The sequence below is a fragment of the Pseudomonas sp. MF08817 genome, assembly GCF_059862705.1.
Genome location: NZ_JCBCUY010000013.1, coordinates 35,966 through 62,784, shown reverse-complemented (window position 1 = coordinate 62,784; position 26,819 = coordinate 35,966). Strand labels below are relative to the sequence as shown.

Sequence of the window (26,819 nt, the reverse complement as noted above, 5' to 3'; positions counted from 1 at the left end):
ACTCGAATCGGTGAACCCCATGAGCGATAAAAAAGCCCTGCGCGTCCTGTTTTGCATTGGCATCAACCAAAACTTCTTCGATGCCCCGCGCCCCGAAGCCCTGGAAGTCTGGGCGGCGTTCGGCGCCATGTGGAACGGCATTGCCGACCTGCCGGGCGTGACCGTGCTGGGCAACATGGACGACGACCAGAGCATGGTCGGCCCGTCCGCCGGCTGGCCCTGGACCACCTACCTGCTGGCCGACGTGCCGGACATCGAAACCGTCCACGCCGCCTGCAACCTGTTCCGTACCACGGCGGTGGGTGATGGCCCGTACAAACTGTGGAAGTACTGCAAGGTCGAGGCCCGCACCGGGCGTGAACTGATTATCCAGCGCTAAGCCTGCGAGGTCGCCATGTCGTCACACGAGCACATTCGCGCGCTGGAGCTGCGCCTGGAGCAACTGGAAAGCGAGAACGCGATCCGCGCCTGCATGAACCGCTACATGTTCCTGTGCGACGAGTTGGGCGTGGCTTCGCCCCTCGACGAACTGGCCGGGCTGTTCACCGAAGACGCGGTCTGGGAAGGCAAGGGTGCCAAGTACCAGAACAGCTTCGGCGGCTATCAGGGGCGCGCGGCGATCAAGGCGATGTTCGCCACTTATATGGTGGAGCCTGCGCATTTTTCGCTGAACGTGCACTTCCTGACCTCGGAGCTGATCCAGGTCAGCGGTGACAGCGCCCAGGCCAGTTGGGTGATGTTGCAGGCCTCGACCTTCGCCTCGGGGGCCTCGCACCTCAACAGCGCCCGCCTGACGGTGCGTTTTACCCGGGAGCAAGGGCAGTGGCGCATGGCGCACTTCCAGACCGAGAACCTGTTCAGCCGCCCCGTGAGCACCTGGAACAGCGCCGCGCACCTGCCCGTGCCCGGCAAGCCCGGCCAGTGACCCCCAGAATTCTTAGAGTCGGCGAACCGAGCCGACGAGGAGTGACCGTGAATAACCTGATAAACACCGTAACCCTGGACGCTTGCCCGTCCGACCTGGTCCAGAGCGACCGCGTGCACACGTCACTGTACACCGACGCCAAGCTGTTCGACGAGGAACTGGAAAAGATCTTCTACAGCACCTGGATCTGGGTGGCCCACGCCAGCGAAATTCCCGAGTCCGGCAGCTACAAGAGCACCTACATCGGCAAGCAACCGGTGATCGTGGTGCGCGACCGCAAAAAAGACGTGCACGTGCTGCTTAACCGCTGCCGCCACCGCGGGGCCACAGTGTGCGAACACAAAAAGGGCAAGACCAACAGCTTCGTCTGCCCGTACCACGGCTGGAGCTACGCCCTGGACGGCAGCCTGCGCGGTGTGCCACACCCGGAAAGCTACGCCGATTGCCTGGACAAGGCCGAACTGCCCCTGGTCAGCCTGCGGGTGGAGCAATACAACGGCATGATCTTCGCCACCTTCAAGGACGATATCGAGCCGTTGGCCGACTACCTGGGTGCGGCGAAAAAATGGATCGACCTGTTCATGAAGCAGGGCGCCGGCTACCCGGTGAAAGTCGGCGGTGAGCACCGCTTCCGCTTCCCCGGCAACTGGAAAATCCAGTTGGAAAACACCACCGACGCCTACCACTTCCCGTTGGTGCATAAGTCGTTCCTGTCCTCGGTGGACGAGCAGACCCTGGAGTTGTTCGACTTCGTGCAAGGGCCGGGCTACGTCGAAGACCTGGGCAACGGCCACAGCGTGATGGTGATGATCCCCGACCTGGTGGACCTTGAAGCCAACCTCGAGCTGCCGATCCCGGAGCGCTTCGAAGACCTCGCCGCGCAACTGCGCGCCGAAGGCCACGAGGAGGCGGCGGTGCGGCGCATCGTGCGCGCGGTGGGCGGTTCGGGCTTCAACCTCAACCTGTTCCCCAACATCGCTTGCTCCATGGCGTTCTTCCGGGTGCTGCAACCGATCGCGGTGAACGAAACCGAGATCCACCACGCCGTCATCACCATGGACGGCGGCCCGGCCGTGGCCAACCGTTATCGCCTGCGCCTGCACGAACACTTCCAGGGCCCGATGGGCTTTGGCACCCCGGACGACTCCGAAGCCTGGGAGCGCGTACAGCGCGGCGCCAGCGCCGGCAGCGACCTGTGGATCATGCTCAACCGTGGTTTGCCGGGCGAGAAAGCCTCCGCCGATGGCCGGGTGAGCGACGTGAGCGCCGAAACCGGTATGCGGGCGGGCTACCAGCAGTGGAAAAAGATGATGTCGGCCAAGTGACGGAGAACCCCATGAACAACCTGCAATTGCTCAACCAAGTCAGCGCTTTCATCTGGCAGGAAGCGGACATGCTCGACCACGGCGAATTCGCCGCGTGGCTGGAGCTGTGGACCGAGACGGCGACCTACATCATCCCCATCGACCCGTTGGAAACCGATTTCGAGAACACCCTCAACTACGCCTACGACGACCACCACATGCGCCAGTTGCGCGTCACGCGCCTGACCAGCGGCGAGTCGATCTCCACCACGCCACGGGCGCGCACCGTGCGTAGCCAGTCGCGCTTTCGCGTGCTCAGCGACGAGCAGAGCGTGGTCACCGTGCGGTGCGCGCAGAACCTGCGCGAGTTCCGCAAGGACGTGCTCAAGCAGTACACCGCCGACGTCACCTTCGAGCTGGTGCGCAGCGGCGACAGCTTCAAGATCCAGCGCAAGCTGATCCAGCTCATCAACTCCACCGACACCCTGGCGGGTATCGGCTACATCCTCTGAGGGCTACGCCATGACACAGGTCGCATTGGTCACCGGCGCCGGCCAGGGGCTGGGCAAGAGTATCGCCGAGCAACTGCTGGGCGCCGGTTACCGGGTAGTGATAAGCGACCGCTCGCTGGCGGCGGCGCAAGCCTGCGCCGCGCAACTGGACGCCAGCGGCGAGCGGGTGCTGGCGCTCAAGCTCGACGTGGCCGACAAGGCCGATTTTGAAGGGGCGCTGGCGCAAGTAGTGGCCCATTGGGGCCCACTGCATGTACTGGTCAACAACGCGGCCATGACCATGACCACGCCTGTGATGCAGATCAGCCCGGAGGAATTCGACCGGGTGGTCAGCGTCAACCAGCGCGGCACCTTTGTCGGCTGCCAGGTGCTGGGCAGCTACCTCGCCGCGCAGGGCTACGGGCGGATCATCAACATGGCCTCCCTGGCGGGGCAGAACGGCGGCACGGCCACGGGCGCCCATTACGCGGCGTCCAAGGGCGCGATCATCACCCTGACCAAGATCTTCGCCAAGGAGCTGGCGGCGAGCGGGGTCACGGTCAACGCCATCGCCCCGGGGCCCATCGAGTCGCCGGCGGTGCGCGCCGCCGTGCCGCCCGAGCGCTTGGAAAAACTGATCGAGGGCATCCCGGTCAAGCGCCTGGGGGACGCCGCGTTCATTGGCAAACTGGTCGTGCAACTGGCCGGCGAAGACGCCTACTTCACCACCGGGGCGACCTGGGACGTGAACGGCGGGCTGTTCATGCGTTAAGCGTGCCGGCCGCAGGTTTGCAACCACAGCGGGGCGCGCCCAGGTGCGCGGCCCGACAACGAATTCAGGATGGTCCTGTATGAGCGATCAATTATTGAAAGTCGTCGTCCGCAAGCGCGAGGAGCAGGGCGAAGGTGTCGTCGTCCTCGACCTGGGCGACCCGTCGGGGCAGGCCTTGCCCGCCTTCGAAGCGGGCGCCCATGTCGATATCCACCTCAAGGCCGGGCTGGTGCGCCAGTATTCCCTGTGCGGCGACCCGGCCAACGCCGGCGCCTATCGCTTGGGCGTGCTCAAGGACCCGGCCTCGCGCGGCGGTTCCCTGGCGGTGCATGAGCTTATGCAAGTAGGGCGGGAAATCGACATCAGCCTGCCGCGCAACCACTTCCCCCTGGCGGGCGAGGCGCGGCGCTCGATCCTGATCGGCGGCGGTATCGGCATCACGCCGATGGTGGCCATGGCCTACGCCCTGAACGCCCGCGACAGCGATTTCGAGCTGCATTACTGCGGCCGTTCCCGGGGCCGCAGCGCCTTCCTCGATGAACTGGGCAACGCGGCGTTCGCGGCCCGGGTGCACACCCACTTCGACGACGAGGGCGAGGCCCAGAAGCTGGACCTGCGCAGCGTGCTGGGCACGCCCCAGGCCGGGGTGCATGTGTACGTCTGCGGGCCGGCCGGGTTCATGGACTGGGTCATCGCCCAGGCCCTGGGCGCGGGCTACGCGGACGACCATGTGCACCGCGAATACTTCCAGGTCGAAGTCGACGCCTCGGGCGCAGGCTTTGAAGTGGTGGCCCAGCGCAGCGGCAAGACCGTGCAAGTGGCCGAAGGCCAAAGCATCGTCGAGGCCCTGACGGCGGTGGGTATCAAGATTGAAGTGTCCTGTGAGCAGGGCGTGTGCGGCACTTGCCTGTGCGACGTGATTGAAGGCGAGCCGGACCACCGCGACGTCTACCTCACCGACGACGAAAAAAGCGCCAATGACCAGATTCTGGTGTGCTGTTCCCGGGCCAAGTCCAAGAAACTGGTGCTGGATATCTGATAGACCGGAGGGTAAGACCATGGTCGATACAACTGGATTTCGTAACTCAATGGCAATGCTCGGTGGCGCGGTGTCGGTCATCACCACCGACGGTCCCGCCGGGCGTTTCGGCTTCACCGCCTCGGCGGTGTGCAGCGTCACCGACCAGCCGCCGACCTTGCTGGTGTGCATGAATCGCTCGTCGTTTTCCAACGTGCATTTCAAGAGCAACGGTGTGCTCAGCGTGAACGTGCTGACGCCCGGGCACCAGGAAGTCTCGGGGGCGTTTTCCAACCGTCACCTGGACACCGAGCAACGGTTTTCCTGCGCCTCCTGGAGCACCCTGGAAAGCGGCGCGCCGCTGCTGGACGAGGCGCTGGTGAGTTTCGACTGCCGCATTGCCCAGGCCCATGAAGTGGGTTCCCACACGATTTTCTATTGCGAGGTATTGGGTATCCGCAATGGCGAAAGCCAGGAAGGCCTGGTGTATTTCAACCGCGCCTACCACCGTTTGGGAGATGCCTCAAAAGCGACTTCCTGATGCAGTAAGTTGATAAGAGTTTTCCTGTTCGTTGTGTTTCAAGAATAAATAAAAAAGCGGTTGTCGCTGTTATGGCGAATGGCTGTGTTACGACTTTTTTGCAGTAAGTGGTTATAAAAACAATACTGCGGATTGACTGCCGAAGTTTCACTTTTGCTGAATTAATCTGCTTCCACTAGCCGTGCCTGTGTGCATGTAAAAAAGAAGGAAAGTTCAATGTTCCAGAAGAGCTGGGTAAGCCGTGGCGTCACCACTGCGGCCGTGATGGGGATCTTCACACCTGTGGTTGCACAGGCCGACTTCGTTGATGACAGCCAAGTCAGCCTGGGGATGCGCAACTTTTATATCGACCGCGACTACAAACAGCATGACGCGCCGCAATCGCGTATTGGCAGCTGGACCCAAGGCTTCGACTTTCGCGCGATCTCCGGCTACACCGAAGGCACGCTGCAGTTCGGCCTGGACCTCTCGGCGCAGTACGCCTATCGCCTGGACGGCGGCGGTGGCCGGGGCCCAGACACGATCATCCCGTATGACGCCAGCAAGGGCGAGCAAGTGCGTGACTACGGCCGCGCGGCGCTCACCGCCAAGGTGCGCTACAACAAGGCGGAACTGAAAATCGGTGAACTAAGGCCCACGTTGCCCGTGGCCTACATGGACGATTCGCGGCAGTTGATTACCACCTATCACGGCGTACAACTTGAATCCAAGGACGTGGACAACCTGACCCTCACCGCCGGGCGCTTTACCGAAATCAGTTCGCGCGAATCCTCCAACACCGAGAAGATGTACTTGTTCAACGGCCCCAATGTGCAGCGGCGCAGTGACGGCTTGAACTTTGGTGGCGCGACCTATGCATTTACCCCGAACTTGTCGGCTACTTACTTTTTTGGGCAGTTGGAAGATATCTATAAGCAACATTACTTGGGCTTGACCTATAACCATGACTTGGGCGGCGGTTATGGCCTGAAGACGGACTTGCGTTACTTCAATAACAGTGAAGACGGCAAGGCCCTATATGGAGATATCGACAACCAGTCCTACGGCGTCATGACCACCCTGAAAAAGGGCGCCCATGCCTTGGGTGCCGGCTATCAGCGCATGCTCGGCGACTCCTCCTTCCCGACCCTCAACGGCTACGCGCCGCAGCCGTACCTGGTCAACTGGTCCACGGTGGCGTTCGTCAAGCCCAACGAGAGTTCCTGGCAATTGCGCTATGACTACAACTTCGCCGGCATGGGCTTGCCGGGGCTCAAATTCATGACCCGCTACCTGCGTGGCAGCGGCGTGGACCGTGGCCGCAACGACCTGGACCAAAACGTCGAGAGTGAACGCAACATCGTCCTTGGTTATGTGGTGCAAAGCGGGCCACTCAAGGACGTGGGGTTTGAATGGCGGCGCATCGACGTGAAAACCCGCTACGGCAACGGCAAGGCCTCGGGCGCGGACTATGAGGAAAACCGCCTGATTACCACCTACACCTGGAAGTTCTGACAGCTCCGGTGCTGCCCGCGCATCGGGCAGCCTCGCGCTTCACCGGTTTCCTTCGCCCGGGCCACTCTTGCCGGGCTTTTTTTCGCGGCGCGTTTACGCCGCCCTCCAAGGATTGCCTATGCGTCGTTTTTACCGGGGCCGCGACTTGAGTCGGGTCCACAGCGTTGCCGAACTGGCCGACATGGCCCGCCGGCGCCTGCCGTATTTCGCCTGGGAATACCTGAGCGGCGGGGCGCAGGATGAACTGACCCTCACCGACAACCTCGATGGGTTCAGCGCCTATGGCCTGCACGGCCGCGCCATGGTGCCGTGCCATCCGCCCGCCACGGCGCGGGCCGTGCTGGGGCGGGTGTTGCCCGTGCCCCTGCTGATCGGGCCGACCGGCTACAACGGCTTGCTGCACCGCGATGCTGACATTCACCTGGCCCGGGCGGCCACGGCCCGAGGCTTGCCGTTTTGCCTGAGCACCGCTGCCAATACTTCCCTTGAGGCATTGGTGGCGGCGGTGCCAGAAGTGAACCTGTGGTTCCAGCTCTACGCCATGGGCGACCCCCGTGTGCAAAACGACCTGCTGCGCCGCGCCGCTGCCGTGGGCAGCCGCACCCTGCTGTTGACCTGCGATGCCATGGTGCTGGGCAACCGCGAGTGGGACCGGCGCAATTTCGCCAAGCCGCGCCAGTTGGCGTGGCGCAACACGCTCGACGTGTTGCGCCACCCGCGCTGGCTGCAGCAAGTGATGTGGCCGGCCGGGCTGCCGGGCATGGGCAACCTGGAGCCTTACCTGCCGCCCAACGAACGCAATGCCTTGGGTTCGATGGCGTTTATCGGCCGGCAGATGGACAGCTTGCTCGACTGGGACAAACTGGCGCGCCTACGCGACCAATGGGGTGAACGCCTGCTGCTCAAAGGCGTGCTGCACCCGGCGGACGTCGAGCGCGCCATTGCCCTGGGGCTCGATGGGGTGGTGGTGTCCAACCACGGCGGCCGGCAATTGGATGGCGCCCCGAGCAGCCTCGCCGCCCTTGCCGCCATCGCCCCCCAGGCCCGCGGCCGGCTCAGCCTGCTGCTGGACGGCGGCATTCGCCGGGGCAGCGACATCGTCAAGGCCCTGGCCCTGGGCGCCGATGCCGTGCTGCTGGGCCGCGCCACCCTCTACGGCGTCGCCGTGGCTGGCGAAGCGGGCGCCGGGCGGGCCCTGGATCTGTTGACCCAGGAACTGGTGCAAACCCTCAACCTGATGGGCTGCACCCACCTCAGCCACTTGGGCCGCGACAACCTGTGGGAGCGCAGGAGGTAATGATGAAACTCTACGAATTGATGACCTTTACCGTGCGCGTGCGCACCGTCACCCCGGCCATGGCCTGCCTTGAGCCGCGCTTGGCCCAGGCCGGGGGCACGCTGATGGGCTGCTGGGCCTCGGAAATTGGCCCGCTGAACCAGATCACGGTGCTGCGCGGCTTTGCCGACGAAGGCGCACGCCAGGCCGAGCGCGAGCGTTACCTGGCCACAGCCGACGCCTTTGGCATCGACGCTTACCTCACCGATATGCGGGTGGAGAACTATTCGCTGTTTCCCTTCCTGCAACCGTTGCCTGCCGGGCGCCATGGGCCGTTCTATGAATTGCGCGTCTACGACCTGGTGCCCGCCGGCCTGGCGCCGACGCTCAAGGGCTGGGAAAACGCCGTGGGGCCACGCACCGGGCCTGGCTACTCGCCGGTGTACGCCGCGTTTTATGCCACCGATGGCCGCTTGCCGCGCTACCTGCACATCTGGCCTTATGCCTCCTTGGAACAACGCCTGGACGTGCGTACCCGCGCGGTGCAGGACGGCGTCTGGCCCCCGGAAAACTCAGGCCCGCAACTGCGCGACATGCACTCGGCCGTGTACCTGCCGGCGCCGTTTTCGCCGTTGCAGTAAACACCCTGGCAGGCGCAGTGCTCGGTGGGAGAAGGGGCTGGCCCGCTCCCACACAAGCCCCCCACAGTTCAAGAGTGATGTTTGGCACCGCCTCCCTGTTCACACCCCTAGGTAGCGCTGTGACAACTGCGGCGCCTGGGCCAGTTGGGCGGGGGTGCCGCTCCACACCTGGCGGCCTTTTTCGATGATGTGGTGGCAATCCACCACGCGGGCCATTTCCTTGAGGTTCTTGTCGATCACCAAAATGGTTTCGCCTTCGGCCTTGAGGCTGGCCAGGCAGCTCCAGATGGTTTCGCGGATGATCGGTGCCAGGCCTTCGGTGGCTTCATCGAGGATCAGCAACTGCGGGTTGGTCAGCAGGGCGCGGGCCACCACCATCATCTGTTGCTCGCCGCCGGAAAGGGTCTTGGACAACTGGTCCTGGCGCTCCTGCAAACGCGGGAACAACTGGTAGACCCGCGCCAGGTCCCACTTGCCCCGTGTGGCGGTGGCCAGCAGGTTTTCCCGCACGCTCAGGCTGGCGAAGCCGCGCCGGCCTTCGGGCACCAGCCCCAACCCGGCCTGGGCGATGCGGTAGGACGGCGCGCCGCGCATTTCCCGGCCGTGGATCAGCACGCTGCCAGCGCTGGGCTTGAGCAGGCCCATGATCGATTTGACGGTGGTGGTCTTGCCCATGCCATTACGGCCGATCAGCGACACCACCTGGCCCTGTTCGATGCTCAAGTGCATGTCGAACAACACTTGGCTCAGGCCGTAGCCGGCCTGCAAACCGCTGACTTCAAGCATGTTCTTCTCCCAGGTAGGCGGCGCGTACGTGCGGGTCGTTGCGCACCTGCTCGACGCTGCCGGTGAGGATGGTCTGGCCGTAGACCAACACGGTGATGCGGTCGGCCAATGCGAACACGGCGTCCATGTCGTGCTCCACCAGCAGGATCGCGTAGCGGCCCTTGAGTTCGAGCAACAGTTGGGTCATGCGCGCCGACTCCTGGGCGCCCATGCCTGCCATCGGTTCGTCCAGCAACAGCACCGAGGCTTCCTGGGCCAGGGCCAGGGCGATTTCCAGTTGCCGGCGCTCGCCGTGGGACAACGCGCTGACTTGCGCATGGCCGCGGGCCTCCAGGCCCACCCGCGCCAGGTAGTCGGCGGCGGGGGCCAGCAGGCTTTGGTCGCTGGCCAGCGGCTTCCATAGGCCGAAGGTCTGGCCGTCGCGGGCGGCGATCGCCACCGCGACGTTTTCCAGCAGGGTGAATTCCGGGTACAGCTGGCTGACCTGGAAGGCTCGCGCCAGGCCCAGGCGCGGGCGCTGGTGGGCGGGTACGTCGGTGATGTCCTGGCCGTTGAGGAAAATGCGCCCCTTGTCCGGGCGGATCTCCCCGGCGATCTGCGCGATCAGGGTCGATTTGCCGGCGCCATTGGGGCCGATGATGGCGTGTAGTTCTCCCGGGGCGATATCGAAGCTCGCACCGTTGGTGGCCTTGACCGCGCCAAAGGTTTTTTCCAGGGCCTGGACCGACAGTTGCGGGTTCATGGGCGTACCTCGTGTTGGGCGATTGCGGTTGGCGCGGCCGACGGCTTGCGCCGCCATGGCCAGGGGCTGAGCAGCAAGCCGTAGAGGCCTTTTTTGCCGAACAGCACCACCACCAGCAGCAACGGGCCGAAGATCAGCAGCCAGTGCTCGGTCCACAGGCTGAGCACCTGTTCCAGGCCCAGGTACACGGCGGCGCCGAGGACCGGCCCCAGCAGGGTGCCGACGCCGCCGAGGATGACCATCGCCATCAGTTCGCCGGACTTGTGCCAGGCGCCCATGTCCGGGCTGACGAACATCGCGTAGTTGGCCCAGAGGATGCCCGCCAGGCCCCCCCCGACACCGGCGATGACAAACGCCCCGAGGCGATAGCGCAGCGGGTGCAGGCCCAGGCTGATGCTGCGCCGTTCGCTTTGCTTGAGGCCGCGCAGCACGTAGCCGAAACGCGAATTGACCAGGCGCCGGCAGAACAGCAGCCAAGCCACCAACAGGCCCAGGCACAGGTAGTAGAACTGCACCGGGTTATCCAGGTCGATGCCCGGCAGGGTGTTGCGCTCGCTGAGCAAAATGCCGTCGTCGCCGCCATACAGCGACAGCGAACTGAGGACGAAATAGAGCATTTGGCCGAACGCCAGGGTAATCATGATGAATTGCACCCCGCTGGTACGCAGCGACAGGTAGCCCACCACCACGGCAAACAGCGCACACACCAGCAGCGACAGCGGCCAAACGAGCAGCGCGCTGTTGGAACCGTCCCAGCCCCACAGCGGCAAGGCCTGGGAGGTGTGAAAACCGATCACCCCCACCACGTAGCCGCCCAGGCCGAAGAAGGCCGCGTGGCCGAAGCTAATCATCGCGCCATAGCCGATCAGCAGGTCCAGGCTGGCGGCGGCCATGCCGTAGATCGCCAGGCGCGTAAACAGGCTGACCAGAAAGGGTTCGTGCAGCAGCGAGGCCAGCAGCGGCAGGAGGGCGAACGTCGCCAGGCAAAGCAGGTCGATCAGGACTCGACGGGACATGGGGTTCTCCTCAGGCACGGGCGGGCAGCAGGCCGCGGGGGCGGACCAGCAACACCACGGCCATGACGATGTAGGCGCTGGCGGAAATCAGCCCGCCGCTCAGGGTGCCGCTGACTTCGGCGGGCAACAGTTGGTCCAGCAATTGCGGGATGTACGCGCGCCCCAGGCCATCGACCATACCGATCAGCAAGGCCCCGGCCAGGGCGCCGCGTACCGAGCCGACACCGCCGACCACGATGACCACGAAGGTGGTAATCAAGACCTTTTCGCCCATGCCGATTTCCACCGATAGCAAGGGTGCGGCCATGAACCCGGCGAGGCCGCAAAGCACGCAGCCGAACACGAACACCAGGGTGTACAGGCGTGCGATGTTCACCCCCAGGGCGCCGACCATTTCGTGGTCGTCGGCCCCGGCGCGGATCAGCATGCCCAGGCGCGTGTGGTTTATCAGCAGCCACATGGCGATCGCCACCACGGCCCCGGCGGCGATGAACAGCAAGCGGCTGACCGGGTACATCAACCCCGGCAGCACTTCGACGAAGCTCGAATACCACTCGGGCGTGGGCATGGCCGGTGGGCTGCGGCCGAACAGCACGGTGATTAACTCGTTGGTGAAGAACACCACCGCCAGGGTGGCCAGTACCTGGTCGAGGTGATCGCGGTTGTAGAGGCGGCGCATGATGCTGGTTTCGATCAGCAGCCCGTACAGGGCCGAGCCGATCACCGCCGCCAACCCGGCGAGCCAGAACGAGCCGCTCAGCGACGCGGTGTAGGCCGCGCAGAACGCGCCGACCATGTAGAAGGCGCCGTGGGCCAGGTTGATGACGCCCATGATGCCGAAGATCAGCGTCAGGCCGGAGGCCAGCAAAAACAGCAGGGCGCTGTATTGCAGGCCATTGAGGATTTGTTCGAGTAGCAGCATGCGGGGAATCCTACGCAAGGTGCCTGGCGGGTAAGGCCGCCAGGCACGGGACCGGAAGGTCGGCTTACAGCGCGCACTCGGCGGCGAAGCTGTCCACTTGCGCCTTGGCGATGGTCTGCACCGGCACCTGGACCAACTTGCCGTTGGCATCGGCCTCTACCCGCAGCAAATACCAGTCGATGACCGCGTGCTGGTTTTTGCCGAAGGCGAAGTCGCCACGGATCGAGTCGAACGTGACGTTGCGCAGAGCACTGCGCAAGGCCTCGGGGTCTTTGAGGTTGCCGTCCACGGTTTTCAGGGCGGCGCCGATCAGGCGGGCGGTGTCGTAGGTTTGCGCGGCGTACACGGTGGGCACGCGCTTGTACTTATCGTTGAAGGCCTTGACGAAGGCCTGGTTGGCCGGGTTGGTGGAGCCGGGGTTCCACAGGGTGACGATGTTCATGCCCTTGGCCACATCACCGGTGGCGGCGAGCATGCGTTCGTCCATGGAGAACACCGGCACCACCATCGGGATGCTCTTGTTCAGGCCCGAGCTGCCGTACTGCTTGGCGAAGTTGATGCCGGCACCACCAGGGTGGAACTGGAAAATCGCGTCAGGCGCCAAGGAGCGCACCCGGGCCAGCTCCACCGAGAAATCCAGTTGGTTGAGCTTGGTGTAGATCTCGGTGACTTCACCCTTGAAGGTGCGCTTGAAGCCTTCCAGGGCATCGCGGCCACCCTGGTAGTTGGGGGCGAGGATGACCATTTTCTTGTAGCCCAGGTCGTTGGCGGCGACGCCGGCCATTTCGTGGATGGTGTCGTTCTGGTACGAGGCCACGAAGTAGTGGGGCTTGCACTGTTTGCCGGCCAGGCTGGAGGGGCCGGTGTTGTTGCTGATGTAGAAGCCGTCCTTGGTCGCGGTGTTGACCACCGCCGCCAGCACGTTGGAGAAGATCACCCCGGTGTACAGCGAGATGCCGTCCAGGCTCATGCGGTCGATGATCTGCTTGGCGCGCGCCGGTTGCAGGCCATCGTCCTCCACCAGCAGGCTCACCGGTACGCCGCCGAGCTTGCCGCCCTCCTGGTCGATGGCCAGTTGAAAGCCATCGCGCGAGTCTTCCCCCAGGTAACCGGCCGGGGTGGAGAGGGTGGTGATGAAGCCGATGCGCACCGGGTCTTGGGCCTGGGCCGCAAGGCTGGCCAGGCAACTGGCCGCCAGGAGTGTACCCACGAGTTGTTTTTTCATAGTGCCGCCTTTAGTGAAGCCCGCATCGCACGGGCTGTAGTTATTAGTGGAGGGCAGTAAAAAATTTCGGGCGCCTGGAATGTGTTGTGGGGGGGCTTCCCGTGTCAGGTGTTGCTCTGGGTGAATTTCTCGTAGTACAGGCGGGTCTGGTCCAGGGCCTGGGTGTCGAGCCATTGCTTGATCGACTCGACCATCGGCGGCGGCCCGCACAGGTACATGTCCAGGGCCTGGTCGCGGAACTCGGCCAGGTCGAAGTGCTCGGTGATGTAGCCGCGCTTGCCGTGCCAGTCCGGGCTGGGGTCGCTGATGACCGGGGTGAAGCGAAAGCCCGGGATGCGTTCGGCGTAGGCCGCGATGCGCTGGGTTTCGCACAGGTCCGCGGCGTTGCGCACGCCGTAGTACAGGTGCACCGGGTGGCCGCAACCGCCGCGCTCGGCGATTTCATCGAGCATGCCCAAAAAGGCCGACAGGCCGGTGCCGCCGGCGACGAACACCAGCGGCTTGTCGACGTGGCGCAGGTAGAAGGCCCCCAGGGGCGCTTCCAGCAGGATTTCGTCGCCGATCAGGCTGCGTTCGCGGATGTAGTTGCTCATCAGCCCGTCGGGCAGCAAACGGATCAAGAACTGCAACTGGTTGCCGCTGTTAGGGCGGTTGGCGAAGGAGTACGAGCGCTGGCCGAGGGTGCCGGGTATTTGCAGGCGGGCGTATTGGCCGGGCAGGAAATCCAGTTGCTGGCCATCGGCGCCGGCGTCCAGGTGCAGGATCGCGGTGTTGGGCGAAACCTGCTCCACCGCGCGCACGATGCCCTTGAGCCGGCCCGGCCCTGGGGCATTGCACAGGCTGGACGCGAAGTCGAAGTAGAACGCGGCGTCGGAGCTGACCCGGGTCTGGCAGGTGAGCATCTTGCGTTGGCGCAGGTCTTCGGCCGACAGCGCTTCGTCGTCGACATAGTCCTGGCTGTACTGGCCCGATTCGCAGCGCCCCTGGCAGGTGCCGCACACGCCCTCGCGGCAGTCCAGGGGGATGTTGATGCCGTTGCGCAACGCCGCATCGAGCAGGATTTCGTGGCTCTGTACCGGGAAGAACAGGGTTTTGCCGTCGGCAAAACTGAAGGCGACCTTGTGGCTCATGATCCAGACTTCCGCCAGTCAGAGGTGATAGAAATCGAGCACCGAATTGATGGTGTCGTTGAGCAGCAGCACGTGCTTGCGGGCGATCTTCCAGCTCTCGCCATCGGGCCGCAGGCGGTAGGTGGCGCGGCCGAAGAACTGCTCGGCGGTTTGCAGGCGGTAGTAGAGGGTGTGCCAGTTGACTTGCACCTCCAACTCATCGTCGGCCAGCGGCGCGATGCGCACGTTGCTGAGCAGGTGCAGGGTGCGTGGCATGGGCACGGTGGAGGCGGATTTGCCGGTGCGGATGCGGAACACCCGGTCTTCCAGGCCGCCCCGGTTGGGGTAGTAGATCAGCGACATGGCCCGTTTCGGGTCGCGGGTGTACTCGTGCTCCGAGTCCCATTGCGGCAGGTGGAATTCGCTGTCGTCGCTGAACATCGACAGGTAGGTGTCCCAGTCCTGGGCGTCGCAGGCCTCGGCGTTGCGGTACAGAAATTGTTCGACGCGGTATTGCAGTTGCGAATTCATGTTCACACCTCACGCAGTTTCAACGGTTGCTCTTGCTCGGCTTTGCGGGCCAGGCCTTCGAGCAAAAAGCGCTGCCAGTTGCCGTGTTGGTTGACGTAGAGGCCCTCGTGGGTGAACTCGGTGCCGGTCAATACCGGCGAGATGCCGATGGTTTCGCTGTTGGCCGTGGGGCCTTCGACCCATTTGCCCACGCCCCGGGAGATGTCGCTCCAGCGCTCCAGGCGTGCCTGGAAGCCGCGCTGGGCTTCGCGGAACTCCACCAGGTCATCGGGGGTGCCCATGCCGGAGACGTTGAAGAAGTCTTCGAACTGGCGGATGCGGTTTTCCCGGTCGGCATCCGACTCGCCCACCACGCCCAGGCAGAAGCTGTTGATCTCGGTCTTGTTCCAGGCAATCGGGCGGATGATGCGCAACTGCGAGCTGATCTGGTCGAGGAAGAACATGCTGGGGTAGATGTTCAGGTTGCGCAGGCGGTGCATCATCCACTGCGCCTTGCCCTGGCCGTACTCTTGGAGCAGGCGCGGCATGATGGTGGCGTAGCCGGGGCGCACGCTGGGGTTGGGCATGTCGCTGAACAGCACGCTGTGGCCGTTGTGGAAGGCGAACCAGCCGTCGTCGGTTTCCTTGTCGCCGGCGCCGAGCTTGCTGTAGTCCAGGGTGTCGGCGCTGGTCAGGCCTTTTTCGCTGTTGACCTGCTGGCGGTGCTGCACGGTGGCCACGTAGTTGTAGTGCACGGTGCTGACGTGATAACCGTCCAGGCCGTTTTCGTTTTGCAGCTTCCAGTTGCCGTCGTAGGTGTAGGCCGATTTGCCCGGCAGCACCTCCAGCTCACCGGTGGGTGATTGGGCGACCATCATGTCGAAGAACACTTTGGCGTCGCCCAAAAATTCCTGGAGGCTGTCCTGGCCGTCGACGTCGAGGCTGATGAACACAAAGCCCTTGTAGCTCTCGATGCGCGCTTTTTTCAGGCCACGGGTGGCCTTGTCGAACCCTTCGGGGTACTCGCCGGGGGCTTTGACCTTGACCAGGCGGCCGTCGCTTTTGTAGCACCAGGCGTGGAACGGGCAGGTGAAGGTGGACTGGTTGCCCTTGCCGACGCGGGTCAGGGTGGTGCCGCGGTGCTGGCAGGCGTTGATAAGGGCATTGAGCTGGCCCTCGCCGTCGCGGGTAATAATCATCGGCTGGCGCCCGGCGCGCATCGTCATGAAGTCATGCTTGTTGGCGATTTCGCTTTCGTGGCAGGCGTAGATCCAGTTCTTCTCGAAGATCAACTCCATTTCCAGATCAAACAAGTCCGGCTCGGTGAATATATCCCGGGCAATCCGGAAGACGCCGTCGGCGGGGCGAAAGTCCAGGCAGCCTTCAATAAAGTTTTTCCATTGTTCGACGCTTCTTGCACTGCTCATTAATCGATACCTCGTTGCATCGGGCTAATTCGTGCATTCAATAAATACGCTGTGCCTGCATTAAATAAGTTGCCGGGGGTTGGGTCTATCCGCTTTATCGGTGAACACAGGCCATAAAATTGGCCGCCCGGCGCGGCCCTGGCCGTGGGCGATAACGCCAAGTAACTGGATACGAGTCTCGAATTAACAGGCTAGAGAGTCTGGCGCCATTGGCGCTTAATCACTGGCGATGCGGGTTTGCCCGGTGGCCGGCCCGGCATCGACCCTAACGACTCATGCTTAAAAATTTAATAAAGAAACAACTGCCAACTATTGGGGCGGCTACTTTGGTCGCACCGCTACTTAATGTGCCCGCACATTAAAAGAGAGGGATAAGTTATGTTTCAAGCGAGTTGGTTTACCCGTGGTATGCAAACGGCCAGCCTGGCGGCATTAATCACCCCGATGCTGGCCCAGGCGGACTTCGTTGAAGACAGCCAGTTGGCCCTGGGGTTGCGTAACTTTTATATCGACCGCGACTTCAAGGGTGACAACCCGAAGAACTCCCGGGTCGGCAGTTGGACCCAGGGTTTTGACCTGCGCTTCAACTCCGGCTACACCGAAGGCACCCTGCAATTTGCCCTCGACGCCTCGATGCAATACGCCTACCGGCTCGACGGCGGTGGCGGCCGCGGCCCGGACAGCATCATCCCCTACAGCACCCGCCGCCAGGAGCAGGCCACCGACTACGGGCGCGGCGGCTACACGGCGAAAGTGCGCTATTCCAAAACCGAGCTCAAATACGGTGAACACCGGCCCACGCTGCCGGTGGCCTACACCGACGATTCGCGGCAATTGGTGACCACCTACCACGGCACGCTGATCGAATCCAAGGAAGTGGACAAACTCACCCTCACCGGTGGGCGCTTCACCGAAATCAGCGGCCGCGAATCCTCCAACAGCGAAAAAATGTACCTGTTCAACGGCCCCGATGTGCAGCGGCGCAGTGACGGCTTGAACTTCGGTGGCGCCAGTTACGCCTTCACGCCGGCCCTGACCGGCACCTACTTTTACGGGCAACTGGAAGACATCTACCGCCAGCATTACCTGGGCGCCACCTACCTGGCCGACCTGGGCAGTGGCTATGCGCTCAAGACCGACCTGCGCTATTTCAATAACAAGGAAGACGGCGATGCCCTTTATGGGCGCATCGACAACCGCTCCTACGGCGCCATGACCACCCTGCGCAAGGGCGCCCACGCCTTTGGCCTGGGCTACCAGCGCATGCTCGGCGACAGCACGTTCCCCACCCTCAATGGCTACGCCCCGCAGCCGTACCTGGTGAACTGGTCGGCGGTTGCCTTCGTCAAGCCCAACGAAAAATCCTGGCAGGCGCGCTATGACTACGACTTCGCCGGCCTCGGCCTGCCGGGCCTGCGCCTGATGACGCGGTACATGCGTGGCAGCGATATCGACCGCGGCGCCCTGAGCGACAACAGCGAGTCGGAGCGCAATATCTACCTCTCCTACGTGGTCCAGGAGGGGCCGCTGAAGAACCTCGGCGTAGAGCTGCGCAACATCAACGTCAAGTTCCGCCACGGCAATGACTTCGACGAAAACCGCCTGATTACCACCTACACCTGGAAATTCTGGTAAACCGGTGCCGCCGGCCGGTGGGGTAACACCCGCCGGCCGATCTGGGCAGGTAATACCCAACCCCGCCGCTGGGGGATACCTGCCCGGCGCACCGGCGGCTCATCTGTGTGCATTTTTGCAGCGCCACTGTGTGGTTTGGGGCGCGTGGGGAAGCGGGAATTCCTGGCGTTGTGCTATCGCTGGCCGATTAGTCGCTGAATGATATCCGCATATTTCGCAAGGGCCCCGCGGCGCCCCACGCGGCATGAAGATTGCTGTTTGACCGTAAGACGTGCCGTCAGAGCGCGTACAAAAAAACAGCAAACAGCCGTGGGTGCCCCGTGATGAGTACAAGCCTTGATGTGCATGTTCGAGACATTCGTATAGAGCGCTATGACCTCAATGGCGCGCGACAGTGGATGGCCGGGATCTGCGGGCCGCACCTGCTCAAGACCCAGTACCCCAACCGCATCCAGTTCCATCACAGCGCCAATGTACTCAAGTCGATGTCCACCACCCTGGGGGTGATCGAGTACGGCACGGACGTGACGGTGGGCATCGAAGACGTCGAACACCTCAACAGCTACAGCCTCAGCCTGCCCCTGGTGGGCGAGCAGCACCTGAGCAAGGACGGCTGCCAGGTGACCTCCGACCGCGACAGCGCGATCATCGTCTCGCCCCACGAAAACCAGGAACTGACCATCAATGGCGACTGCCGCAAGGTGCAGGTGGTCATCACCCGCGCGGCCATGCGCAAATCCCTGGAAGACATGCTGCAACGGCCCCTGGAAACGCCCCTGCGGTTCGAGCCGGTGATGGACGCGGTCAACGGCGCGTCTGCGTCCTGGTGGCGCATGGCGCGCTATTTCATCGGCGAACTGGAGCGCAGCCGCGAGCTGTACGACCAGACCTTTTTCACCCGTGATATCGAAGGTTCGCTTATCAAGGGCTTGATCCTCGCCCAGCCCAACAACTACTCCGACGAATTGCGCGACGTGCTCGGCGTGAAGCTGCCGCACTACCTGATCCGCGCCAAGCAGTACATCCACGATAACGCCCGCGAGGTGCTGCACCTGGAGGACATCGAGGCGATCTCCGGGGTGTCGCGGTTCAAGCTGTTCGAAGGTTTCAAGAAGTACTTCGGCATGTCGCCCATGGCCTACCTGAAAAAGTACCGCCTCGACGCCGTGCGCCAGGAAATCCTCGAAGACAACTCGGCGCGCAATATTTCGGTGATCGCCATGGGCTGGGGCTTCAACCACCTGGGCCGTTTCTCCAGCGAGTACCGCAAGTTGTTCGACGAGACGCCCAGCAGCACCCTGCAACGCAACGAAGCCCGCCGTAACCGGTCGCTTTGAGCCATGGCCGGGTTAGCGGGGGCGGGGCTCGACCTGTCGCGGCTGTGCCAGACGCCGGTGTTCACCAGCCAATCGCGCCAGGAAAGCCATCGGCTGCTGGCCCGTGAGTTGGTCGAGCACGACCTGAGTTGGCGCGCAGGCACGGTCGATACGGCGTTCTTTCGCGCGCAAGTGGGGCGCTGCCAACTGTTTGTGTTGCGTTATGGCGCGGAGGTTGAGGTGCGGCCCCGGCCGTTCACCGATTTCGTGCTGATGCAAATGCCCCTGCGCGGGCGCGCCAGTATCGAATGCGACGGCTTGGCCCTGGAGCTGGAAGCGGGGCAGGTGGCGGTGCTCTCGCCCAACCGCCAGGCGCGGCTGGTATGGCACCGCGGTTGCGAACAGCTATTGCTCAAGGTGCCGCGCGCGTTGTTGCGCCTGATGCAGGAACGGCTGGTGGACGAAGGTGGGCTGGCCGCCGATTTCAGCCTGCCGCCAGCCTACCGCCTCGACACCGGCCAGGCCCGTGGCTGGCTACGTTTGGTGGATGACCTGCTGGAACAACTGGGGGCCAGCGCCGGCGAACCGGCCCATGGCCACTGGCTGCGGCACCTGGAAGAAAGCCTGCCGCTGTTTTTGCTCACCCACCCGCCGAAAGTCGAAGGTTTGGCCTTGGCCGAGTCCCCGGCCCAGCGCCAGGCGTTGCGCCAGTTGCACAAGATCGAAGGCTTGATGCGCAGCCGCCTGGGGGAAGCGCTGTCCCTCACCGAACTGGCGGCCACGGCGGGGATGAGCGTGCGCAGCCTCAACACCCTGTGCCAGCGCTGCTACGGGCAAACCCCCATGGAGCGCCTGCGCAACCTGCGGCTCGAAGCCGTGCGCGAGCGCTTGCGCGATGGCCGCGAGCTGAGCATCACCGAAGTCGCCCTGGAACACGGCTTCGCCCACCTCGGCCGCTTCGCCCGCTACTACCGCGAACGCTTCGGCGAGCTGCCGCACCAGACCATTGCCCGGTAAGTGACCGGGGGCGCGGTGGCCTGGCCGCACATTGCGCTATCACCCTCACTGAATTGTGGGAGCAACGGTCTTACACCGATCATTCGTCACCGCTACTCAGTGCCGCCCATCGCGAGCAGGCTCGCTCCGACAGAGGAAAAATTAAGATCCCAGCCACAGCACCGTTCCATTGTGGGAGCGGGCCTGCCCGCGATGGCGGCCTATCAGCCGCAGCAAATGTATTGCCGCTACTGGACCCATCGCGGGCAGGCCCGCTCCCACAGCGTTTGCCAGCCTTTACGGGGAAGGCTGGCGCTAGCGTTCGGCGCTGTCCGCCCATTTGCCCATCAGGGTGTTGGAGGGCAGTTGTTCGTCGAGCAGTTTCCTCGCCGTTTCTACCCCGGCCACCGGCAGGCCGGTGGGGTCGAGGAGGCCGATTTGCACGAGGACGCTGGCCTGGTCCCAGTAGATGTGCTCATGGCACAGCTTGTCGCCGCGGAACTTGATGACCCCCAGCATGGGGATTTCCACGTATTTGCCGGTGGGGGCGACGTTGGGCAGCATCCAGTCGATTTCGCTGGTGTGGGTAAAGCACATGACGAATTCATCGACTATCTGCGTGGCCCCCACGGTGCGGGAGATGGGCACCAGTTTCATGTCCGGCGGGTTGGCGTGGACAAAATGGTTCTGATAGAAGCGGCTCAGTTCGCGGTAGCCCACGCCCCCGGTCATGGTGGGAATGTGGTTGACGTAGGGCTCGGCGACCATGGTCGCCATGGTCGCCGGAACATCGCGCACGGCGAATTCAAACTCGATGTGTTTTTCCCACAGTGCGGACAGGTTGTAGTGCGGGCCGATGGCCTGCCTCAGCGCGGCGATGCTGCGTTGGTGCGCCATCAGGGCGGCGGGTTTGTTGTAATGCATGCCGCCGTGGCGGGCGAAGGCGTGGTCCACCTCGGGGTAGGTGTAGATCTCGACGTTGGGCCGCGTGCCCAGGCGTTGGCTGATGAGGGCGCGGGCATTGGCGTCGCAGTAGCCGTCCTGTTCGGCGAAGTGCAGCACCAGGTGGCCCTTGATGCCCTCGGCTTCGTCCAGCAGGTGCTCGATGCCCATGCCGTAGTAGCCCACCGCGCAGGCCACGTCGGTGCGGGTCGCGGTCAGGTAGGCGAGCTTGCCGCCCATGCAGAAACCCACGTAGCCCAGGCCGCTGGCTTCGACCTCGGGCAGCTCACGCAGGGCTTTGAAACTGGCGTCGATGTCCTCGACGGCCTTGTCTATGTCCAGGCGCTGGAACAGGTCGATGGCGCGGGCGAAGTCGGCTTCGGTGTAGCCCAGGTCCACCCCGGGTTCCAGGCGCCAGAACAGGTCTGGCACCAAGGCGACGTAGCCTTCTTCGGCGTAGAGGTCGGCCACTTCGCGCATGTTGGCATTGATGCCGAAAATCTCCTGGCCGATCACCACCCCCGGCCCCTTGCCGCTGGCGGGGAGCGCCAGGTAACCGCTGAAACTGCCGCTGCCGTCGCTGGCCTGTACCTTCATCATCTTGCCCATGGTGTTACCTCGTTTTCGACTCATCAGGTGTTGTTGTTTTGGTTGCCTACTGGTCACGCAAACGCTCGAACCAGGTGCGTGGCGACAGGCCCTGGTCGGGGCCGAGGATCGAGAAACCGCCGTCCACCGGGATATCGACGCCGGTGATCCAGGACGCACCCTGGCTGCACAGGAAGGCCACTACCTGGCCGATTTCCTCGCCGCGGCCCACGCGCCCGAGCGGGTGAAAGGTAGCACCGATCCGGTCGGCCACGGCCACATCGCCGCCACTGAGGCTGGCCACCGAGGGCGACCAGGTCCAGGCCGGCGAGACGCTGATGACCCGGATCGCCGCCGGCGCCAGGCTCACCGCGAGGTTGCGGGTCAGTTGCAGAAGCCCGGCCTTGGACGCCGGGTACAGGGCGCGGCCAGCGGCGCCGAACTTGCCGCCGGTGCTGCCGATGTTGATGACCGTGCCGCCGCCCGTCATGTGGGGCGCGGCTTTTTGCACGAAGATCGCCGCCGACACCAGGTTGACGTTGAGGGTCTTGAGCCATTGCGCACGGTCGGACAGCAGCCCCTGGTCGTCATACACGCAGGCGTTGTTGACCAGGATGTCGAGGCGGCCGAACGCGGCCAGGGTGGCGGCGATGCAGGCATCGATATCGTCGTCGCGCTCGACGTCGCAGGCTGCAAAACGGCAGCGTTCACCCAATGCCTCCGCCAGGGCCGCGCCCGTGTCGCGGTTGCGCCCCACCAAGGTGACGCTGGCGCCGGCACGCAGCAGTTGGCGGGCAATGTCGGTGCCCAGGCCCTGGGTGCTGCCGGTGACGATCGCCACCTGGCCTTGCAGGTCGGCAGTCGGCAGGGGCTTCATGGCCGATCCCCCAGGGTGCTGGCGACATCGCTGAGGGTGGCGATCAGGCTCATGCTCTGCAGCGCTGCGCGGTGGGTTTCAGGGTTGGCGGCGGCGCAGGCATCGGCCAGGACCGTGACCTCGAAACCGCAATCGACGGCATGGCGCACGGTGCTTTCCACCACCGAATGGGTGGCTACGCCCGCCACCAGCAATTGGCGTGCGTCGAGCTGGCGCAGCAGGGTGTCCAGGGGCGTGCCGTAGAAGGCGTTGATGCGGGTGTGGGTGACGACAAACTCGGTGGCGCTGGCCAAGGGTTGCAGGGCGTCGTGGAACTGCGCGCCCCAGGTGCCTTCGCGCACCGCACCGCTGGCCGCCACGGCGCGCAGGATCGGCGCGTTCTGCACCAGGTCGGCGTAGTCCGGGCGATAGGCCACGCGCACATGAATGATCGGCCAGCCCCGGGTGCGGGCGCCGTGTTGCAGGCGCATGGCCGCGTCCAGCACGGTGGCACGGGCCGGGTCGTCGGCGGCCAGGCCGACGCGGATGCGCCCGTCAGGGTGCAGCACGTCGTTCTGGTAGTGCAGGGCAAGAACGGTCGGGCGCCCCATCAGACAAATACCTCCAGGTTGGAGAACACGTCGTTGCAGTTGATGAGGTCGACGCGCTTGAGCTGGATCTTCCAGCCGCCCCCCTCCTGGCTGGCCAGTTTGTAGGTATAGCGCCCGGCCAATTGGCGTTGCACCAGGCGCCATTCGCTGACCTGGAAGGTGGCGCTCACCACCAGCAGGCCCTGGCGGTCGAGGCCTTCGACCATCACGTTGCCCACCAGGTGGGCGGTGCGGGTGGGCGGTTGTTGCGACCAGTTGCGCGGGTTTTCCACGCGGCGGATGCGCACCTCGCGCAGCATGCGGTTTTCCCAGAACAGCGAAATATGCTCGAACGGGTTGGCCTGGCCGTGCTGCTGCGGCGCCCAGTACATGCCGCTGTCGGTGAACAAGCGGTCCCATTCCCAGAAGCGCCGCTCGTCCAGCAGGCGCGCTTCGCGGTAGAGGAACTGTTCCAGCTCACGCAGGGTGTCGCCGGGCACGTGGGCCGGGGCCAGGTTGTCCGTGGCGACGTCGAAGGTGCGATCAAACAGCATGGGTGCTCTCCTTGGCGATCAGGGTGGCGGTCATGTAGTGCTTCCACGCAGCAAACTGGTTGCGCATGGGCAGCTCGCTGGTGCCGTTGGTGGAGATTGCGCCGTCGGGCAGCCCCTGGTCGGTGCCGGCATAACGATGCTGGCTGATCCATTCGCCGCCGCGGGTCATGTTGCCTTCCTGGCAACGGGCGTAGACCTCCACGTCATCGGGCATGACGTTGGAGGAGGGTGAGTTGATGACGTTGGCGTAGGTCAGCGCCCGGTCGAACACCGCATCCGGCGCGCCTTTGCAGCGGAACGTCTGGATTTCCACCAGGGTTTGGTCCACGGCCATCGGGCGGATGATCCGAAACTGCATGAACACGGTATGGGGCGAGCCGCTGCCGTAGATCACCGTGTTGTGGCGGTTCATGCCCAGGATGGCGCGGGCGCGTTCTTCGCCATAGGCCGCGCTCAGGCACTCGAAGTGGGCCTTGGACACCTCGTCGCGCTCGGCGGCGGCTGGGTCGAAGATCGCTTCCATGTAGCCATGGCCGTTGTGGTAAGCGCGCAGTTCGAGTTTTTCCCAGAAGTCGTAGGGCTCGCCGTTGCCGTCCATGATGAGCAGCTCGAACGGCATCTCGCCCAGGCTCTGCGCCTCGCTGCGGGCCGCGTCCACCGAGGATTCGTGGGTGACGCGGGCGTGCATGGTGTCGTGCAGGTTCTCGTAGAAGACCTTCCAGTTGGAGCGCTGCACCACCCGGAAAATGCCGCCGGCCACTTCCACTTCACCCACCGGCGAGCGGTCGCAGAGGTTGTCGATGGAGGTGATGACGCCGCCGAGAAAGCCCTTGAGGTCCGGCCCATGGGGGCTTTGGCTGGCGAACACGAAGCCGCGATAGCTGTCGACCCGTGCCAGGCCCACCATGGAGAAATCCGGGTGGCTGGGGTTGAAGCAGGTGCCCTCGAAGGCGTTTTTCAGCGGTGCCGAGAGGTGCTGGCCGTCGAGCTTGAAGGTCCAGGCGTGGTACGGGCAGCGGAAGAACTTGCCGACGTTGCCGTCGCCTTCGGCTACCAGCTTGGCGCCCTTGTGCGGGCAGCGGTTGTACAGCACGTTGACGCGTTTGTCGGCGCCACGCACCAGGATCACGTCCTGATCGCCGATGCGGGTGGTGTGGTAGTCGCCGGGGTTTTTCACCTGGCTCTCGTGACCCACGTAGATCCAGGCCTGGCCGTAGATACGCTGCATTTCCAGGGCAAACAACTGAGGGTCGGTGTAGACGCTTTTGTGCACGCTGTCATCGCGCACCAGGGCGGCGATCTGTTCGTTCGTGGGAATCATGGTGTCTCCTTTTAACCAGCCATAAACAGGCGCGTGGGGTGGCCACGCACTTACAAGTCGAGCACCAGCCGAGCGCTGGAGGCGCGCGAGACACAGGTGCAGAAACGGCCGTCGCTGCGCTCGCGCGCTGACAGGCAGATGTCGCGGTGCTCGGCGCTGCCTTCGAGCACCTGGGCCACGCAGACCCCGCAGTCGCCACGGCGGCAATCGAACAGCGGGTCCAAGTCGGCGTCGAGCATGGCCTCCAGCACACTCTTGCCCGCAGGCACCTGGAGGGTGATGCCGCTGCTGCGCAGTTCCACTTCAAACCCGGTATCGCCCGTGGCGTCGAGGCTGCCGGTGAACAATTCGCTGTGTACGTGGCTGTCGTCCCAGCCCAACTCACGGGCGCTGTGCAGCACGCTGGCGATCAGGGCTTTGGGCCCGCACACATAGAGCTGGCGGCCGTTATGGGGGGTGGCCAGTAGGCTGGCCAGGGGCAGGCGCCGCGCCGGGTCGCCGCCGCTGATCCAGCAGTGGGCGCTGCCCAGGGCCCGGACTTCTTCTAGGTACGCCATGCCCTGGGCCTCGCGCCCGGCGTAGTGCAGGGTGAAGGGCTGCTGGCCGGCGGCAAGCGCACGGGCCATGCCCAGCATCGGGGTGATGCCAATGCCGCCGGCGATCAACAGGTAGTCGCTGGCCTGCGTCACCAAGGGGAAATGATTCTTCGGTGCCCGCACCTGTAGCGGCTGGCCGACCTGCAATTGGTGGATCCAGCGCGAACCGCCGCTGCTCTGTTCTTCCAGTTGCACGGCGATCTCGTAGTGGGCGCGGCCCGGCAGGTTGACCAGGGAATAGGCGCGCCATTGAGGCTTGCTGCCCGCAACCTGGATCTCGATGTGCGCCCCTGGAGTGAAGCCGGGCAGGGGCTGCTGGGCATCTGCCACCAGGATCAGGCGGCGAATGCGCGGGGTGAGCGGGTCGATTCGTTCGATACGCAAGGACAGGCTGGGCATGCACGATTCCTGAAACGGGGCGAGCAGGGCCCGCCGTTGAAGTCGCCCTCACTGTAGGCACGGCGCGCGGGGCGAAAAAGCCGATATCGGCAAGTCGTTAGCCGCTTTTTGCGTAAATGCGCGCCAGGGCTGGGGGCACTCATCACTGTGGGAGCTGGCCCAGGTGCCCATAGGGGGGAGGTATTGGCGGGCGGCTATGCACCGGCTAAAGTCGGCATTTTTTTGACGGAGGAACGAACATGCAGGCATTCAACAGTGGCTGGGGACAATGGCGGCTGGGGGCCGCTGCCGGGCTTCTGCTCGTTATGGGCGCCGCCCAGGCCGAGGTGGCGCCGCCGGTGCGCGCCGAGATCACAGGCTTGCTGGACTTTGTCGAGCACAGCGGCTGCCAGTTCGTGCGCAACGGCACCGCCTACCCGGCCCCGCAGGCGCGCGAGCATTTGCAGAAAAAACTGACCTACCTGGAAGGCAAGAAACGGATCAACAGCGCCGAGGATTTTATTGAACTGGCCGCCACCCAAAGCAGCATGAGCGGCAAGCCTTACCAAGTGCGTTGCCCAACGGGCTCGCAACCAGCGGGCACCTGGTTGAACACCGAGTTGCACAGGCAACGCGCTCAGTAGCCAGCGGGTTGACCCGCGCTCGGCTGCGCAGTGGCCGGAAAGGGTGCAGGGCGCAACACCTAGTGGGGCGGCTGCGTACCCCCGCGCGGGAGAGCCCGCTTGCTACCAGCAGCCTTTACCCAACACCTACGCACGCTGGGTATTTACAGGTCCCTTGCTAACCGCCGAGGCCTGGGCACTTAGGCGGGGAAGTGCTGGCGGTTA

28 protein-coding genes are annotated in these 26,819 nt (G+C 64.1%); 14 read left to right on the top strand and 14 right to left on the bottom strand.

All coding sequences use genetic code 11. The annotated features are described in order from the left end of the window. Window positions 1-19: 19 nt before the first annotated feature. From AC19YR_RS10125 to AC19YR_RS10080, 10 genes are all read left to right on the top strand, one after another. Window positions 20-379, top strand: coding sequence for an IacB protein (locus AC19YR_RS10125; RefSeq protein ID WP_095111076.1), 360 nt, complete (start codon window positions 20-22; stop codon window positions 377-379). A 15-nt stretch (window positions 380-394) separates the two neighbouring features. Continuing rightward, on the top strand, window positions 395-925 hold the full coding sequence (locus AC19YR_RS10120) for a nuclear transport factor 2 family protein (protein WP_095111077.1): 531 nt from the start codon (window positions 395-397) through the stop codon (window positions 923-925). 47 nt (window positions 926-972) lie between these two features. Next, entirely contained in the window at window positions 973-2,250 is a 1,278-nt protein-coding gene (locus AC19YR_RS10115) for an aromatic ring-hydroxylating oxygenase subunit alpha (protein ID WP_095111078.1), read from the top strand. An 11-nt stretch (window positions 2,251-2,261) separates the two neighbouring features. After that, complete coding sequence (locus AC19YR_RS10110) at window positions 2,262-2,741, top strand: aromatic-ring-hydroxylating dioxygenase subunit beta (protein ID WP_500598290.1); 480 nt, start codon at window positions 2,262-2,264, stop codon at window positions 2,739-2,741. 10 nt (window positions 2,742-2,751) lie between these two features. Beyond that, a complete protein-coding gene (locus tag AC19YR_RS10105) occupies window positions 2,752-3,492 on the top strand; it encodes an SDR family NAD(P)-dependent oxidoreductase (protein WP_500598288.1) in 741 nt (246 codons plus the stop codon). 79 nt (window positions 3,493-3,571) lie between these two features. Beyond that, window positions 3,572-4,531 carry a PDR/VanB family oxidoreductase gene (locus AC19YR_RS10100; RefSeq protein WP_095111081.1) on the top strand — a complete coding sequence of 320 codons (960 nt, stop codon included), beginning with the start codon at window positions 3,572-3,574 and terminating at the stop codon, window positions 4,529-4,531. 19 nt (window positions 4,532-4,550) lie between these two features. Further along, the gene (locus AC19YR_RS10095) at window positions 4,551-5,051 is read left to right on the top strand and encodes a flavin reductase (protein ID WP_095111082.1); all 501 of its coding nucleotides are present in this window, start codon (window positions 4,551-4,553) and stop codon (window positions 5,049-5,051) included. Between the two features lie 216 nt (window positions 5,052-5,267). Further along, window positions 5,268-6,545 (top strand): OprD family porin, encoded by a 1,278-nt coding sequence (locus tag AC19YR_RS10090; protein WP_500598285.1) that lies wholly within the window; start codon window positions 5,268-5,270, stop codon window positions 6,543-6,545. A gap of 118 nt (window positions 6,546-6,663) precedes the next feature. Further along, complete coding sequence (locus AC19YR_RS10085; protein WP_500598284.1) at window positions 6,664-7,842, top strand: alpha-hydroxy acid oxidase; 1,179 nt, start codon at window positions 6,664-6,666, stop codon at window positions 7,840-7,842. Between the two features lie 2 nt (window positions 7,843-7,844). Further along, window positions 7,845-8,462 (top strand): NIPSNAP family protein, encoded by a 618-nt coding sequence (locus tag AC19YR_RS10080; RefSeq protein ID WP_500598283.1) that lies wholly within the window; start codon window positions 7,845-7,847, stop codon window positions 8,460-8,462. 99 nt (window positions 8,463-8,561) lie between these two features. On the opposite strand, the gene AC19YR_RS10075 is transcribed toward AC19YR_RS10080, so the two are convergent. The 8 genes from AC19YR_RS10075 to antA form a co-directional block, all read right to left on the bottom strand. After that, window positions 8,562-9,248: an ABC transporter ATP-binding protein gene (locus tag AC19YR_RS10075; protein ID WP_500598281.1), complete on the bottom strand. Its 687-nt coding sequence runs from the start codon at window positions 9,246-9,248 to the stop codon at window positions 8,562-8,564. Continuing rightward, complete coding sequence (locus tag AC19YR_RS10070) at window positions 9,241-9,990, bottom strand: ABC transporter ATP-binding protein (protein WP_500598280.1); 750 nt, start codon at window positions 9,988-9,990, stop codon at window positions 9,241-9,243. Before AC19YR_RS10070 ends, AC19YR_RS10075 begins: the two co-directional genes overlap by 8 nt. Further along, the gene (locus AC19YR_RS10065; protein WP_016502302.1) at window positions 9,987-11,006 is read right to left on the bottom strand and encodes a branched-chain amino acid ABC transporter permease; all 1,020 of its coding nucleotides are present in this window, start codon (window positions 11,004-11,006) and stop codon (window positions 9,987-9,989) included. Before AC19YR_RS10065 ends, AC19YR_RS10070 begins: the two co-directional genes overlap by 4 nt. A gap of 10 nt (window positions 11,007-11,016) precedes the next feature. Then, entirely contained in the window at window positions 11,017-11,928 is a 912-nt protein-coding gene (locus AC19YR_RS10060) for a branched-chain amino acid ABC transporter permease (protein WP_016502303.1), read from the bottom strand. A 64-nt stretch (window positions 11,929-11,992) separates the two neighbouring features. Further along, the gene (locus AC19YR_RS10055; protein WP_095111087.1) at window positions 11,993-13,153 is read right to left on the bottom strand and encodes an ABC transporter substrate-binding protein; all 1,161 of its coding nucleotides are present in this window, start codon (window positions 13,151-13,153) and stop codon (window positions 11,993-11,995) included. Window positions 13,154-13,257: 104 nt separating this feature from the next. Further along, entirely contained in the window at window positions 13,258-14,283 is a 1,026-nt protein-coding gene (antC, locus tag AC19YR_RS10050) for an anthranilate 1,2-dioxygenase electron transfer component AntC (protein ID WP_500598277.1), read from the bottom strand. An 18-nt stretch (window positions 14,284-14,301) separates the two neighbouring features. Beyond that, the gene (gene antB / locus AC19YR_RS10045) at window positions 14,302-14,793 is read right to left on the bottom strand and encodes an anthranilate 1,2-dioxygenase small subunit (protein ID WP_011077860.1); all 492 of its coding nucleotides are present in this window, start codon (window positions 14,791-14,793) and stop codon (window positions 14,302-14,304) included. Window positions 14,794-14,795: 2 nt separating this feature from the next. Then, window positions 14,796-16,199, bottom strand: coding sequence for an anthranilate 1,2-dioxygenase large subunit (gene antA / locus AC19YR_RS10040; RefSeq protein WP_011077861.1), 1,404 nt, complete (start codon window positions 16,197-16,199; stop codon window positions 14,796-14,798). Between the two features lie 378 nt (window positions 16,200-16,577). Here antA and AC19YR_RS10035 point away from each other — a divergent pair, with 378 nt between their 5' ends. The 3 genes from AC19YR_RS10035 (at window position 16,578) to AC19YR_RS10025 (ending at window position 20,167) form a co-directional block, all read left to right on the top strand. Continuing rightward, window positions 16,578-17,834: an OprD family porin gene (locus AC19YR_RS10035; RefSeq protein WP_500598275.1), complete on the top strand. Its 1,257-nt coding sequence runs from the start codon at window positions 16,578-16,580 to the stop codon at window positions 17,832-17,834. 323 nt (window positions 17,835-18,157) lie between these two features. Further along, on the top strand, window positions 18,158-19,171 hold the full coding sequence (locus AC19YR_RS10030) for an AraC family transcriptional regulator (RefSeq protein WP_500598273.1): 1,014 nt from the start codon (window positions 18,158-18,160) through the stop codon (window positions 19,169-19,171). A gap of 3 nt (window positions 19,172-19,174) precedes the next feature. Beyond that, complete coding sequence (locus AC19YR_RS10025) at window positions 19,175-20,167, top strand: AraC family transcriptional regulator (RefSeq protein ID WP_095111090.1); 993 nt, start codon at window positions 19,175-19,177, stop codon at window positions 20,165-20,167. A gap of 294 nt (window positions 20,168-20,461) precedes the next feature. Here the strand turns inward: AC19YR_RS10025 and AC19YR_RS10020 are convergent, their stop codons facing one another. Genes AC19YR_RS10020 through AC19YR_RS09995 form a run of 6 tightly spaced genes read right to left on the bottom strand, consistent with a single transcriptional unit; the run spans window position 20,462 to window position 25,992 of the window. Further along, complete coding sequence (locus AC19YR_RS10020) at window positions 20,462-21,697, bottom strand: dienelactone hydrolase family protein (RefSeq protein ID WP_500598271.1); 1,236 nt, start codon at window positions 21,695-21,697, stop codon at window positions 20,462-20,464. A gap of 46 nt (window positions 21,698-21,743) precedes the next feature. Then, window positions 21,744-22,553, bottom strand: coding sequence for an SDR family oxidoreductase (locus AC19YR_RS10015; protein ID WP_011077867.1), 810 nt, complete (start codon window positions 22,551-22,553; stop codon window positions 21,744-21,746). Continuing rightward, window positions 22,550-23,143: a cysteine hydrolase family protein gene (locus AC19YR_RS10010; protein ID WP_500598268.1), complete on the bottom strand. Its 594-nt coding sequence runs from the start codon at window positions 23,141-23,143 to the stop codon at window positions 22,550-22,552. Before AC19YR_RS10010 ends, AC19YR_RS10015 begins: the two co-directional genes overlap by 4 nt. Next, window positions 23,143-23,676 (bottom strand): aromatic-ring-hydroxylating dioxygenase subunit beta, encoded by a 534-nt coding sequence (locus AC19YR_RS10005; RefSeq protein ID WP_500598266.1) that lies wholly within the window; start codon window positions 23,674-23,676, stop codon window positions 23,143-23,145. The genes AC19YR_RS10010 and AC19YR_RS10005 overlap by 1 nt, the downstream gene beginning before the upstream one ends. After that, window positions 23,666-24,997 (bottom strand): aromatic ring-hydroxylating dioxygenase subunit alpha, encoded by a 1,332-nt coding sequence (locus tag AC19YR_RS10000; protein ID WP_011077869.1) that lies wholly within the window; start codon window positions 24,995-24,997, stop codon window positions 23,666-23,668. Before AC19YR_RS10000 ends, AC19YR_RS10005 begins: the two co-directional genes overlap by 11 nt. Before the next feature lie 50 nt (window positions 24,998-25,047). After that, complete coding sequence (locus AC19YR_RS09995) at window positions 25,048-25,992, bottom strand: PDR/VanB family oxidoreductase (RefSeq protein ID WP_500598264.1); 945 nt, start codon at window positions 25,990-25,992, stop codon at window positions 25,048-25,050. A 239-nt stretch (window positions 25,993-26,231) separates the two neighbouring features. Between AC19YR_RS09995 and AC19YR_RS09990 the strand changes: the two genes are divergently transcribed. After that, window positions 26,232-26,615 carry a YfeK family protein gene (locus AC19YR_RS09990; protein WP_011077871.1) on the top strand — a complete coding sequence of 128 codons (384 nt, stop codon included), beginning with the start codon at window positions 26,232-26,234 and terminating at the stop codon, window positions 26,613-26,615. Window positions 26,616-26,819 lie beyond the last annotated feature (204 nt).